Raw genomic sequence first — 13,528 nt, forward strand, 5'->3', positions numbered from 1 at the left:
CACCGAAGCGGGCTCGCGTCTACACCTTGTCGTACGCCGCCCGCGCCCGATCGATCTCGTCCAGGTGCTGGTGGGCCCAGCCGACAAGAGCGCCCACGATCTCCCGCAGCGTGCAGCCCAGCGGCGTCAGGTCGTAGTCCACGTGGGGCGGGATGACCGGATGGACCGTCCGCCTGACCAGCCCGTCGCGCTCCAGGCCGCGCAGGGTGACGGTGAGCATGCGCTGGCTGATGCCCGGGATGGCCCGGCGCAGCTCGGTGAAGCGGTGGGTGCCGGTGCTGAGGTTGTAGAGCACGACCGTGGACCACTTGTCGCCCACGCGGTCGAGCACCTCGCGGGCGCGGCAGTTGGCCTCGGTCTCCGTCAGGTACTCCACGGTTCTCTCCAGGTAACTAACGCAGGAAAAAGTGCGATCTATGCGCTTACCACGACGGTAATCCATCATGCCGTTAGTTACTAGAAAGAACTGTAAAGGAGTGCCCCGATGTCCCGAGACCACGCCATGGTCCGCGAGCTGATCGCCGTCCACGACGGTCTGCGCCGGGAACTGAAAGAACTGCGCGGCGCGAGCGAGATCACCGGTGATCTGCGGGTCCGCTGCATGTACTACTGCCACCACGTCGAGATGCACCACACGGTGGAGAGTCACTACCTGTTCACCACCCTGCGGGCCCGCTTCCCCGAGTCCGCCGAGGTCATCGACCGTCTTGAGCGCGAGCACGGCAAGGTCGCCGAGATCCTCGCCGCCATCGAGCGGGCCGCGGACTTCCGCGAGGACCTGGAACGGCTGGCCGGCGAACTGCTGGCCCACCTCGACTACGAGGAGGAGCAACTGGCTCCCTTGTTGTCACGCCTGTAGAGGCGCTTGTCAAATTGGGTCTTGTTCCGGACAGACGTCGGATCTATTCTCCGTGTGCTCGTTAGTTAAGTTTCCTAATGAACGAGTAGGAGCGGACCCCATGCATCGTTCAACGCGGCTGATCACTCTGGCCGCCGTCTGTCTGGCCCTCTTACCCGCACTGCCCGCCGAAGCCGCGCCCACCCGGCTTGAGGCGGAGAACGCCACGATCTCGCAGGGTGCCGTCGAGTCCAACCACGCCGGCTTCTCCGGAACCGGCTTCGTCAACGGCGACAACGTGGCGGGGCCGTACGTGGAGTGGACCTTCAACGCCCCCGCCGCGGGCACCGCCACCCTGGCCCTCCGCTACGCCAACGGCACCACCGCCAACCGCCCCAGTGACATCTCCGTCAACGGCGCCCTGATCGCCGACGACCGCGCCTTCAACCCCACCGGCGCCTGGAGCACCTGGGCCACCGCCACGCTGACCGCACCGGTCGTGGCCGGCGCGAACACGATCAGAGCCACCGCCTCCGCCACCGGCGGCAACCCGAACTGGGACTACCTGGACGCCGAGGTCGCCGCCGCGCCCGGCAACGACCACCAGGCCGAGGACGCCACGATCACCCAGGGCGTGGTCGAGTCCAACCACGCCGGGTTCACCGGCACCGGCTTCGTCAACTACGACAACGTCACCGGCTCCGCCGTCGAGTTCACCGTGAACGCGGCCGCCGCCGGCAACGCCACCCTGACCTTCCGCTACGCCAACGGCACCACCGTCAACCGCCCGATGTCCATCAGCGTCAACGGCAGCGCCCAGACCAAGGACTTCCCCGGCACCGGCGCGTGGAGCACCTGGCAGGAGGTTCAGGTGAACGCCGCCCTGAACGCGGGCGCCAACACCGTCAGGGCGAGCTCGACCACCGCCAACGGCGGCCCCAACCTCGACCGCCTCAGCGTCGGCGTCACCGGACCGCCCGACACCGAGAAGCCCACCGTCCCCGGCGCCCCGCGCTCGACCGGGACCACGTCCAGCTCGATCTCACTGGCCTGGAACGCCGCCACGGACAACAGCGGCTCGATCACGGACTACCGGGTACGCGAGGGTGACACCGTCGTCGCCACCGTCACCGGCACCACGGCCACCGTGACCGGCCTGGCCGGATCCACCACGCACACCTACACCGTGACCGCCCGCGACCCGTCGAACAACGAGTCCGACCGCAGCGCCGCCGTCACCGCCACCACCCAGCCGCCCACCGGCGGCGGCACCCCGGTCGAGGCCAACGGCCAGCTCAGGGTCTGCGGGCTCAAGCTCTGCAACGAGAACGGCAAGCAGATCCAGCTGCGCGGCATGAGCAGCCACGGCATCCAGTGGCACTACGACTGCCTCAACACCGCCTCGCTCAACGCCCTGGCCGACGACTGGAAGTCGGACGTCCTGCGCATCTCCATGTACATCCAGGAGGGCGGCTACGACACCAACCCCCGGGCGTTCACCGACCGGGTGCACAACCTGATCGAGCAGGCCACCTCCCGCGGCATGTACGCCATCGTCGACTGGCACATGCTCAACCCCGGTGACCCGTTCGCCCAGAACAACCTCGCCAAGGCCAAGACGTTCTTCACCGAGATCGCCCAGCGCCACAACAACAAGAAGAACCTGCTCTACGAGGTCATGAACGAGCCCAGCGGCGTCGCCTGGTCGCGCATCCGCGACTACGCCCAGCAGATCATCCCGGTGATCAGGGCCAACGACCCCGAGAGCACGATCCTGGTCGGCACCCGCGCCTGGTCCTCGCTCGGCGTCTCCGAGGGCTCCGACGAGAGTGAGATCATCAGCAACCCGGTCAACGCGACCAACATCATGTACACGTTCCACTTCTACGCCGCCTCGCACGGCAGCAACTACCTCGGCACCCTGTCCCGCGCGGCCGACCGCCTGCCGATGTTCGTCACCGAGTTCGGCACGCAGACGTCCTCGGGCGGCGGCGGCAACAACTTCACCAGGTCGCAGCAGTACATCGACCTGATGGCACAGAAGAAGATCAGCTGGGTCAACTGGAACTTCTCCGACGACCCCCTCTCCGGCGCCGCCTTCACCGAGGGCACCTGCCCGGGCGGCCCGTTCACCGGCACCAGCCGGCTGAAGGAGGCGGGACGGTGGATCCGCGACCAGGTCCGCCTGCCTGACGACTTCTGACCCCGACTCGGGCGCCGTGCGCGAGGGGATCCGCGCGCGGCGCCCGGACCAACGATTGGAACCTCCCCCAGGGGCAGGTCCCACACTGGTTCCCATGATGAACATCGGGGAATTCGCCGAGCTGACCGGTCTGAGCCTGAAGGCCCTGCGCCTGTACGACGAGCAGGGCCTTCTGCCGCCCGTCTCGGTGGACCCGTGGTCGCGGCACCGCCGCTACAGCGCCGCGCAGTTCGAGCACGCGCTCAGGCTCAAGGCCGCCCGCGCCGCCGGCCTGCCCCTCGCCGAGGCGCCCAAGCTGCTCCAGGACGCCGAGGCCGCGACGGCCACGCTGGCCGAGCACCGCGCCAGGCTGGCCGCCGACCGCGAGCGCCAGGACGCCGCCCTCGACGCCCTGGAACGCCTGCTCGCCGGCCCCGTCCGCTGGCAGACAGAGGTACGGCGGGCCGAAGCCCAGCCCTGGGCCGGCGTCGTCCTGCCCCCGGACATCGGCAGCGACGAGGAGGCCAACGAGCTGTTCGCCGGGTTGTGGCGGCGCCTGGACGCGGAGGGCAACCGCCCGACCGGCGCGTTCTGGACCACGATCAGGACCGCCCCCGGCAGCGAGACCGAGATCCAGATGCTGTGCTGCTGGCCGGTCGCCGCCCTGCCGCCGGAGTCCTGGACCGACGTCGAGCGCGGCACGATCGAGACGGGACAGGAGATGGTGGTGCGCTGGCGCTGGGACCAGGACGTGCCCATGGTGGAGGGCGCCACCCACCCGGCTGTGCTCGCGCTGCTGGCCGCGGCGCAGGAGAGCGGCGCCGAGGTGTCGCTCGCCCAGGTGCGCCAGATCGGCCTGCTGGAGGAGGGGCAGCCGGTGGGCATGGAGGTGGCCGTGCACCTGAAGTCGTGAGCACCCGGCAGGATGGAGTGCGTGCGCATATCCATCCTCGGCCCGCTGGAGGTCACGAACGACGGCGTCCCCGTGGCCGTGGGCGGCGCCCGGGTCCGCGCGCTGCTGGCGATGCTCGCGCTGGAGGCGGGGCAGGTCGTCGGCGCCGAGCGCCTGATCGACGCGCTGTGGCCGGAGGAGCCGCCGGCCAACGCCGCCAACGCCCTGCAGACCCTGGTCAAGCGCCTGCGCGCCGCGTTGCGCCCGTACCTGACGGTGGACGGCCGCGCGGGCGGCTACGTCCTGCCGATCCCACGCGAGCGCGTGGACGCCCACGCCTTCACCCGGACCGTCCGCAAGGAGGCTCGCGAGGCCGCCCTGGAGGCGGCGCTGGCCCTGTGGCGGGGTCCCGCGCTGGCCGATCTGCTGGTGGTGCCGCACCTGGCCAACGTCGCGGCGGGACTGCAGGAGGAGCGCCTGCTCGCTCTGGAGGCCCATGCCCACGCCGTGCTGGCACGGGAGCCCGGCTCGGGTGAGGTCGCCGCCCTGGCCGCCGGGCTGGGCGAGGAACTGGCCGCGCAGCCGCACCGCGAACGCCTGGCCGGACTCGCCATGCGCGCCCTGGCCGCCGCCGGCCGCCAGGCCGCCGCGCTCGCGCTGTTCGAGCGGGTCAGGGGCGCCCTGGCCACCGATCTGGGCGTGGATCCCGGCCCCGACCTGCGCGCCGCCCATCTCGCCGTGCTCAAGGGCGAGGTTCCGGCCCGGCGTCCCGAGCCGCGCGCGGCCAAGGGGAACGTACGCGCCCCGCTCACCGGCTTCGTGGGCAGGGCCGACGAACTGGCCCAGCTCGTGAGCCTGCTCGGGCAGGCGAGGCTCGCGACGATCGTCGGGCCGGGCGGTGCGGGCAAGACCCGCCTGGCCACCGAGGCCGCCCTGCGCGAGGCCGACGCCTGGATGGTCGAGCTGGCCCCGGTCGCCGACCCGGCCGACGTCCCTGGCGCGCTGTCGGGCGCGCTCGGGCTGCGCGACGACCTCAACCAGCCGGGCGAGGACCCGGTGACCCGCGTGGCCGAGCGGCTCGGGCGCGAGCGGGCGCTGATCGTGCTCGACAACTGCGAGCACGTGATCGAGGCCGCCGCCGTCGTGGCCGAGCGGCTGCTGGCCCTGTGCCCCGGCCTGCGGGTGCTGGCCACCAGCAGGGAACCGCTGAACGTCGCGGGCGAGCGGCTGGTGCCCATTCCGCCGCTGGAACTGCCGCCCGAGGGCGTGGACGCCGGGCGGGCCGCCGCCTACCCGGCGGTGCGGCTGCTGCTGGACCGGGCGGTCGCGGCGCGGCCGTCGTTCCGGCTGGACGAGGACAACGTCGGTGACGTCGCCGCCATCTGCCGCCGCCTCGACGGCATGCCGCTGGCCATCGAACTGGCCGCCGCCCGGCTGCGCACGATGACCGCGCGGCAGCTGGCCGAGCGCATCGGCGACCGGTTCCGGCTGCTGACCGGCGGGAGCCGTACCGCGTTGCCCCGGCAGCAGACGCTCAGGGCGGTCGTCGAGTGGAGCTGGGACCTGCTCACCGCCGGCGAGCGGGCGCTGCTGCGGCGGATGGGGGTGTTCGCGGGCAGCGCGGCGCTGGAGTCGGTGGAGGTGGTGTGCGGCGGCGACCCGGACGTTCTGGGCGCGCTGGCCGACAAGTCGCTGGTGCAGGCGGGCGACGACGGGCGCTACCGGATGCTGGAGACGATCCGCGCCTACGCGCTGGAGCGGCTGGCCGAGGCGGGGGAGAGCGGGGAGTTCAGGAGGCGGCTGGCAGTCCACCTGCGGGAGGTGGCCGAGACGGCGGTGCCGTACCTGCGGACGGATCAGCAGATCGAGTGGATCGAGCGGCTGGCGGCCGAGCGCGACAACTGCGCGGCGGCGCTGCGCTGGGCGCTGGACGAGCGCGAGGTCGAGACGGCGCTGCGGCTGTGCGGCGCGCTGAACTGGTACTGGTGGATGTGCGGCTACCGGCAGGAGTCCGCGCAGTGGGCCGAGCAGGCGCTCGCGCTGACGGGCGGGGAGCCGCCGCCGGGGCTGGCTGAGGCCTACGCGGCGTGCAGCTTCGCGGTCGGGGTGACGATGTTCGGCCGGATCGTGGTGGACCGGCCGCGGCTGAACCAGCTCTCGGCCGAGATGGACGCGCTGATCGCGCGGGCCGAGACCGAGGGCCCCGTTCATCCGATGCTGCGGATCGGCAAGGCCGTCATGGCGATGATCGCCGGGCGCGACGACCACGCCTACGGACTGCTGCTCTCCTACGCCGAGGACGAGGACCTGTGGCTGGCCAGCTCGGCGCTCATGCTCAGGGGCCCGCACGCGACCGAGGAGGCGCTGGAACGGGCGGTGGCCGGGTTCAGGAAGATCGGCGACCGGTGGGGGCTGAGCGAGGCGCTGCTGCAGCTGGCCGCCCTGCGCGCCGGAGAGGGACGGCCGGTGACCGACCTCTACACCGAGGTGACCTCGCTGACCAGCGCGTGGATCAGCGCCAACGAGTCGGTCTCGACGCTGACCAGGATGGCGGTGCTGCGGGCGCAGGGCGGCGACCTCGACGGCGCGGCGGCCGACCTGGCCAAGGCCAGGCTGGGCGTCACCGACGAGATCAACCCGGACGTGCTCGTGCAGCTCAGGCTGGGCGAGGGGATGATCGGCTACCAGCGCGGCGAGTACGGCCCGGCGCTGACCGCGCTGTCGGCCGCCGTGGACATGCTGGCGGACGCCGCGCCGATCCCGCAGCTCGTCGCCACGGTACGCACCCGCTACGGCAGAGCCCTGGTGGCCTCCGGCGACCTGACCGGCGGACTCGCCCAGCACCGGGAGGCCCTGGAGGCCATGCGGGGCACGCCCCTGGACTCGCCGCCCGACCTGCCGGTGCTGGCGACCGTCTTCGGCGGCTTCGCGCTGGCGGCGCTGGCCGGCGGCGACGTGGAGAACGCGGTCCTGCTGTTCGGCGCCGGCCGTGCCGACGTCGCGGCCGATTCCGACGCCGGGATGGCGACGGCGCGGGCCGCGCTGGGCGACGACCGTTTCGCGGAGTTGCACGCCCGTGGCGCGGCCCTGGCCCAGGACGAGCTCTACGACCTGATCGGCAGCATCACGTAGGACGGCGAGTGGATCGTGGTCAGCCCCTTGTCCGGGTTCCTGGCATATTTCGGGAAATTGGAGCCGGCCACGTCCACCCGGATCCGATGCCCCGCCCGGAACACCGTGGAGATCCACCCCAGGTCCACCACGACCTCGCCGCCCACCGCCCGGGTGACCGCGTCGGTGAGCAGTTCGGCCCGCCCGTCCGGATACACGTCGACCAGCTTGCCGGTGACGTCCGCCGTCGGCGCGGTCGTGGACAGGCACACCACCAGCTCGGCCCGCCCCGTCACCTCCACGTCGCCTGCCAGCGGCGCGCTCGCGAAGCGCAGCACGTCCGTCCGCCCGTCCAGCGGCCGCTGGTCCAGCGGCCCGAACCCGGTGAAGTCCATGACCGCCCCGCCCAGGGTCGGCACCGGGTCGCCCGGGTCGGCCGCGAACTCCCACGTTCCGTGCGAGGGCGTCGTGGACAGCGCTCCGCCCTGCCCCAGGTGGTACGGCACCCGCCGCGCCGCCACCGGCCACCGCTCGGAGCCGCGCCACTCGTCGGCCCCCATGACGAAGTACCGCACCGCCGGCCCCTCCAGCGGCGAGCCCCGCAGCCAGTGGTCGAACCACGCCAGATGCAACCCCGTCCAGTCGATCGCCTCCTGGGAGGCGGAGGGCCCGTAGTCGCGCCCGAAGATCTCCCGCCCGTGCGAGATGTGCGTCCACGGCCCCACGACCAGCCGCGAACTCCCGCCGAGCCGCTGGAAGTGGCGGACGGAGGCGTCGCGGAAGAAGTCGTGCCACCCGGTGCTCACCAGGGCGGGCACCTCGATCGCCGTGTAGTCGAACGTGCCGCCCCGCCACACCGCCGCGCCGGGGTCCGGGTGCTCCATCCAGGCGGCGTAGCTCGGCACCAGGTCGTTGATGAGCGGCTGGTCCGACAGCGGCAGCCGCCCGGCCAGCTCCCGTATCCGCTGCGGGAACCGGTCGGGGAAGCCCAGCCCGGCCAGGTACTCCGCCTCTGCGACAGGCTCCGCCGTACCGGATCGGATGCGGCGGCGCAGCTCGTCGAGTCCGAACGTCAGGGCGCAGACGGTGAGGATCTTGCCGAGCGTCACCACCTCGCCCTCGTACACGATGTCGCGGTAGGAGCCGGGGGTGAGGCTGGGCGCGATCGCGCGCAGGCCCTCCGGTCGCTCCTGCGCGGCCAGCAGCTGGGTGAGGCCGAGGTAGGAGTCGCCGAACATGCCGACATTTCCGTCGGACCAGGGCTGGGTCGCCGCCCAGCGCACCGCGTCGTGGCCGTCCTCGGCCTCGCCGGTGAAGACCCGGAACCCGCCCTCCGACTCGCCGGTGCCGCGCACGTCCTGCACGGCCACCGCGTACCCGGCCGCGACCAGGCGTTCCACGTCCAGGTGGAGGCCGGGGCCGGGGACCGTGTCGCGGCCGTAGGGGGTGCGGACCAGCAGGACGGGGTGGCGGGCGCCGGTGGGCGGCAGCCGTACCGTGGTGGCGAGTTCGACGCCGTCGCGGGTTCTCATCGGACTCTCCTGTTGTAGGCGCGCAGCGCGAGCGGCACGAAGACGGCGAGCAGGGCGGCGGTCCAGCCGAGCGTGATCCAGACGTCGGCGGCGTTCAGCCCGCCGACCATGAAGCCGCGCAGGGACGCGGCCAGGTGCGAGACCGGGTTCACCGCCATCCAGGTGGTCAGCCAGCCCGGCAGGTCCGTGGCGGGGATGAAGGCACTGCTGCCGAAGGTGAGCGGCAGCAGCACGGCCGTGGCGACGCCCTGCATCGCGGTGACCGACTTGGCGATCACGCCGATCCAGGCCGAGGCCCAGCTCAGCGCCATCGTGAACAGCAGCGCCAGGCCCAGCCCCGCCAGCGCCTCCGGCGGCGAGGTGGTGACGCGGAAGCCGACGACATAACCGACCAGCACCGACATCGCCAGCGTGACCGTCATCGTGCACAGGTCGGCGAGAATGCGCCCGGCCAGCGGCGCCATCCGGGCGATCGGCATCGTCCTGAACCGGTCGAAGACGCCGTTGCCGATGTCGGTGGCCAGGTTCATGCCGGTGCCGATCGTGGCCATCAGCGCCACCTGCACCAGCACGCCGGGCAACATGTACTGCACCGCCTGGCCCCGGTCGCCGCCCGCCGCGCCGCCGAACAGGTAGACGAAGATGACGATCATGAAGACCGGCTGGATGAGCATGGCCAGCAGCTGGCCTGGACTGTTCTTCAACGGCACCAGGCTGCGCCAGGTCAGGGTGAGGCTCTGCGAGATCATGCGCGTGCTCCGGTGAGGGTGAGGAAGACGTCGTCGAGCGAGGGCAGCCGCAGCGCGTGCTCGGCCAGCACGATCCCGGCCTCGTCCAGCTTCCTGAGTACGGCCGGCGCCATGGCCAGGTCGTGGATCGGGATGCTCAGCTCGCCGGAGCCGAGGATCGCCATGGCCTTCTCCTCGTCCTCTGCCCGCAGCGGCCTGATGTCCAGGCGGTGCCCGCCGGCCATGGCCTTGAGCTGGTCGGGCGTGCCGCCGGCGGCCACCCGGCCCGAGTCGATCAGCAGGATGTCGTCGGCCAGCTGGTCGGCCTCCTCCAGATACTGCGTGGTCAGGAGCACGGTCACCTCCCCTGCGACCAGTTCCCTGACCACCTCCCACAGCTCACCGCGCGCATGCGGGTCTAGCCCGGTCGTCGGCTCGTCGAGGAACAGCACACTCGGCCGGCTGACGAGGCTGACGGCCAGGTCGAGGCGGCGGCGCATGCCGCCGGAGTACCCGGACGCGGCCCGCCCGCCGGCTTCGGTCAGCCCGAACCGCTCCAGCAGCTCCGCCGCCCGCGCCCTGGCCGTGGAGCGGCTCATGCCGAGCAGGCGGCCCATCATCATGAGGTTCTGCGCGCCGGTGAGCTTCTCGTCCACCGAGGCGTACTGGCCGGTCAGGCCGATCAGCTTGCGTACCTCGGCGGGGCGCCGCGCCACGTCGTGCCCGTGAACGCGGGCCCGCCCCCCGTCGGGGCGTTGCAACGTGGCCAGGATGCGCACCGCCGTCGTTTTTCCCGCGCCGTTCGGGCCGAGCACGGCCAGTACCGTTCCGGCCCGCGCGCCGAGATCGACCCCGTCCAGGGCCGCCTTGTCGCCGTACCTCTTGACCAGCCCTTCGGCTTCGATCGCGTAGTCCATGCCCCGAGGTTCGCGGTCGGGGCTGGCGACGGGCTGGCAGGCGCCTGGCGGCTAGCTGGCAGCCCGTGCGGCCAGGGGGAGGACGCGGTGTGGTACGACGGTGGACAGCGTGATGACCGTGGTGCTGCGCCGTACGCCGTCGATGGTCAGCATGTGGTCGATGATCTCCTGGATGTGCTCGTGGTCGCGGCCGGCGATGCGGCACCACACGTCGCCGGGGCCGGTCACGATGTGGGCCTCGATCAGCTCGGGGATGGCCGCCAGCGTTCGGGAGATGTGCTCGCGGGAGGCCTGCTGCACCTCCAGCGTGGTGAACGCCTGCACGGGGTAGCCCAGCGCGGCGGGGGAGAGGCCGGGGCCGAAGTCGGTGATCACGCCGTCGGCGGCCATACGGTCCAGGCGGGCCTGGACGGTGCCGCGGGCCACGCCCAGGAGCCGGGCGAACTCCAGCAGTCCGCTGCGGGGATGCTCGGCGACCAGCCGGAGGATCCGGAGGTCGAGCGCGTCCAGCCCGGCGCGCTTGGCTGCCATTTTGTCTCCTGATACTCGGCTTCAGCTGTCAGATCGTCAGGATAGCGGGCGGCCGGTTGTCATATCCGGCATGTATCCGCAGACTGCGTCCTCATGGAGCACAAGTTCCCGTTCCGTCCTTACACGCCGGAGCGGTACGAGCCGGACGAGATGCTCGCCCGCGGCCGCGAGTTCTACGACTTCCTCGACCGGCGCCGCAGCGTCCGCTTCTTCAGCGACGAGCCGGTCCCGCTTCGCTGCGTCGAACTGGCGGTGCTGGCGGCCAACACCGCGCCTTCCGGCGCCCACCAGCAGCCGTGGAAGTTCGTCGTGGTCGGCGATCAGGAGACCAAGCGCCGCATCAGGGACGCCGCCGAGGTCGAGGAGCGGCAGAACTACGAGGGCGGCCGGCTGCCCGCCGAGTGGCGCGAGGCGCTGGCCCCGCTGGAGACCACCTCCGACAAGCGCTACCTGGAGGTCGCGCCGTGGCTGGTGGTCTGCTTCGCCGAGAAGTACGGCCTGCGTCCCGGCGGCGGCAAGACCAAGCACTACTACGTCAACGAGAGCGTCGGCATCGCCTGCGGCCTGTTCATCGCCGCGTTGCACGCGATGGGCCTGTCCACGCTCACCCACACGCCCAACCCGATGGCCTTCCTCACCGAGATCTGCGAGCGCCCCGCCAACGAGCGCCCCTACATCCTGTTCCCCGTGGGTTACGCCGCCGCCGGCGCCGAGGTACCGGACCTAACCAGGAAGCCACTAGAGCAAGCCATGGTGCACTACCGCTGAATTGGGCCTTTTCCGGCTGAGCGGAAGTCTTCACTCTCGGTGCAGGCGCGCGTCAACACACCCCCCTAATCGCGTGCCTGAGGAGGAACGAGGTGAGACGCCGATTAACGATCCTGCTTGCCGTCCTCGGCCTGTTCTGCCTGACCGGCATCACCGAGGTGGGCGCGGGTGCCGAACCGCCCGCGAACAAGCAGTATCGGGTTCAGGGCCCGGCCGACGCGCGCCAGCGCAGCGCGGTCTCGGGCACCGGCGCGGCCATCGAGGAGGTGGCGGCTGACTCGGTCCTGGTCACCGCGACGTCCGCCGAGGTCGCGGCGATCAAGAAGCTCGGCTACCGGGTCACGGAGGTGCCACGCCCGTTATCCCCGTCCGGCGTGGCGGCGTTTGACTTCCCGCCGTCGGACTCGGGCTACCACAACTACGCGGAGATGAACGCCAACATCAACGCGCTCGTCGCCGCCAAACCGGGCATCGCCAGCAAGTTCGTCTACGGCACGTCGTACCAGGGCAGACAGCTCGTCGGCGTGAAGGTCAGCGACAACGTCGGCACCGACGAGAACGAGACCGAGGTGCTGTTCACCGCGCACCAGCACGCGCGCGAGCACCTCACGGTCGAGATGGCGCTGTACCTCATGCACCTGCTGGCCGACAACTACGGCACCGACGCGCGCATCACCAACCTGGTGAACACCCGCGAGATCTGGATTCTGCCGGACCTCAACCCGGACGGCGGCGAGTACGACATCGCGACGGGCAGCTACCGCTCCTGGCGCAAGAACCGCCAGCCGAACTCCGGCTCGACGGCGGTCGGCACCGACATGAACCGCAACTGGAACTACAACTGGGGCTGCTGCGGCGGTTCCTCCGGCTCGACCTCCAGCGAGACCTACCGGGGCACGGCCCCCGAGTCGGCGGTCGAGGTGAAGGCGGTGGCCGACTGGGTGCGCACCCGGGTGGTCGGCGGCAAGCAGCAGATCAGGTCGCACATCGACTGGCACACCTACAGCGAGCTGATCCTGTGGCCCTACGGCTACACCTTCAACGACACGGCGCCGGGACTGACCCAGGACGACCGTGACGCCCACGCGACGCTCGGCCAGAACATGGCCTCCACCAACAACTACACGCCGGAGCAGGCCAGCGACCTGTACATCACCGACGGGACCATCGACGACTGGATGTGGGGCGTCTACAAGATCTTCAGCTTCACGTTCGAGATGTACCCGCGCACCGCGAGTCCCGGCTTCTACCCGCCGGACGAGCAGATCGTGCCCCAGACCACGCGCAACCGCGAGGCGGTCCTGCGCTTCCTGGAGTACTCCGACTGCGTGTACCGCATCATCGGCAAGGAGGCCCAGTACTGCGGTACCACGCCGGGCACCACCGTCTGGTCCGACGACTTCGAGACCGACAAGGGCTGGACCGCGGTCCCGGGCAGCGCCACGACGGGCCTGTGGGAGCGCGGTGACCCCGAGGCCACCACCTCCAGCGGCGCCAAGCAGCTCGGCACGACGGTCAGCGGCGCCAACGACCTGGTGACCGGCCGCCTGGCCGGGGCCGCGGCCGGCGACCACGACATCGACGGCGGGCTGACCTCGATCCAGTCGCCGCAGATCACGCTGCCGGCCACGGGGACGCTGTCCCTCTCGCTGTCGTGGTACGTGGCCCACGGCTCCAACGCCTCCAACGCGGACTACTTCCGCGTGAAGGTCGTCGGCAACACCACCTCCCAGGTGTTCGAGCAGCTCGGCGCGGCCAGCAACCGCAACGGCTCGTGGGGCGTGGCCAACGCCAACCTGACCCCGTTCGCGGGCCAGACCGTCCGCATCCTCATCGAGGCCGCCGACGCCTCGACCGCCTCCCTCGTGGAGGCCGGCGTCGACGACGTCAAGATCACGCAGCAGCCGTAGTCCCCTCCCGACGGCGCGCCCCCACCCGCGTGTGGGGGCGCGCTCTTCTCTCTGGGCCGGGCCGTCTTGCGGGTACGGCGAAGCCGCCGTTACGGTGCGCTTTTAACCCGTGGCGCGGA

The 13,528-nt window shown here is 71.4% G+C and carries 11 protein-coding genes; 6 read left to right on the forward strand and 5 right to left on the reverse strand.

Going from position 1 to position 13,528, the window contains the following annotated elements:
• Positions 1–19: 19 nt before the first annotated feature.
• On the reverse strand, positions 20–376 hold the full coding sequence (locus ACIBHY_RS13690; protein ID WP_379627717.1) for a winged helix-turn-helix transcriptional regulator: 357 nt from the start codon (positions 374–376) through the stop codon (positions 20–22).
• 108 nt (positions 377–484) lie between these two features.
• Between ACIBHY_RS13690 and ACIBHY_RS13695 the strand changes: the two genes are divergently transcribed.
• From ACIBHY_RS13695 to ACIBHY_RS13710, 4 genes are all read left to right on the forward strand, one after another.
• A complete protein-coding gene (locus tag ACIBHY_RS13695) occupies positions 485–859 on the forward strand; it encodes a hemerythrin domain-containing protein (RefSeq protein WP_379627719.1) in 375 nt (124 codons plus the stop codon).
• A gap of 100 nt (positions 860–959) precedes the next feature.
• Positions 960–3,041 carry a cellulase family glycosylhydrolase gene (locus tag ACIBHY_RS13700; RefSeq protein WP_397306799.1) on the forward strand — a complete coding sequence of 694 codons (2,082 nt, stop codon included), beginning with the start codon at positions 960–962 and terminating at the stop codon, positions 3,039–3,041.
• A gap of 94 nt (positions 3,042–3,135) precedes the next feature.
• A complete protein-coding gene (locus tag ACIBHY_RS13705) occupies positions 3,136–3,933 on the forward strand; it encodes a MerR family transcriptional regulator (RefSeq protein WP_397306800.1) in 798 nt (265 codons plus the stop codon).
• 21 nt (positions 3,934–3,954) lie between these two features.
• Positions 3,955–7,044 carry an AfsR/SARP family transcriptional regulator gene (locus ACIBHY_RS13710; protein ID WP_397253691.1) on the forward strand — a complete coding sequence of 1,030 codons (3,090 nt, stop codon included), beginning with the start codon at positions 3,955–3,957 and terminating at the stop codon, positions 7,042–7,044.
• Here the strand turns inward: ACIBHY_RS13710 and ACIBHY_RS13715 are convergent.
• The 4 genes from ACIBHY_RS13715 to ACIBHY_RS13730 are packed head-to-tail and all read right to left on the reverse strand — an operon-like array spanning position 7,017 to position 10,731.
• Positions 7,017–8,555 (reverse strand): CocE/NonD family hydrolase, encoded by a 1,539-nt coding sequence (locus ACIBHY_RS13715; RefSeq protein ID WP_397306801.1) that lies wholly within the window; start codon positions 8,553–8,555, stop codon positions 7,017–7,019. The genes ACIBHY_RS13710 and ACIBHY_RS13715 overlap by 28 nt on opposite strands.
• Positions 8,552–9,304 (reverse strand): ABC transporter permease, encoded by a 753-nt coding sequence (locus tag ACIBHY_RS13720; RefSeq protein ID WP_397306802.1) that lies wholly within the window; start codon positions 9,302–9,304, stop codon positions 8,552–8,554. The genes ACIBHY_RS13715 and ACIBHY_RS13720 overlap by 4 nt, the downstream gene beginning before the upstream one ends.
• Positions 9,301–10,200 (reverse strand): ATP-binding cassette domain-containing protein, encoded by a 900-nt coding sequence (locus tag ACIBHY_RS13725; RefSeq protein WP_397253695.1) that lies wholly within the window; start codon positions 10,198–10,200, stop codon positions 9,301–9,303. The genes ACIBHY_RS13720 and ACIBHY_RS13725 overlap by 4 nt, the downstream gene beginning before the upstream one ends.
• A 51-nt stretch (positions 10,201–10,251) precedes the next feature.
• Positions 10,252–10,731, reverse strand: coding sequence for an Lrp/AsnC family transcriptional regulator (locus ACIBHY_RS13730; protein ID WP_397253697.1), 480 nt, complete (start codon positions 10,729–10,731; stop codon positions 10,252–10,254).
• Between the two features lie 93 nt (positions 10,732–10,824).
• Between ACIBHY_RS13730 and ACIBHY_RS13735 the strand changes: the two genes are divergently transcribed.
• Both ACIBHY_RS13735 and ACIBHY_RS13740 read left to right on the forward strand, forming a co-directional pair.
• On the forward strand, positions 10,825–11,499 hold the full coding sequence (locus tag ACIBHY_RS13735; protein WP_397253699.1) for a nitroreductase family protein: 675 nt from the start codon (positions 10,825–10,827) through the stop codon (positions 11,497–11,499).
• 92 nt (positions 11,500–11,591) lie between these two features.
• Complete coding sequence (locus ACIBHY_RS13740) at positions 11,592–13,409, forward strand: M14 family zinc carboxypeptidase (protein ID WP_397306803.1); 1,818 nt, start codon at positions 11,592–11,594, stop codon at positions 13,407–13,409.
• Positions 13,410–13,528: the final 119 nt, after the last annotated feature.

Origin of the sequence: Nonomuraea sp. NPDC050547, from assembly GCF_044457345.1 — a bacterium.
GTDB lineage: Bacteria > Actinomycetota > Actinomycetes > Streptosporangiales > Streptosporangiaceae > Nonomuraea.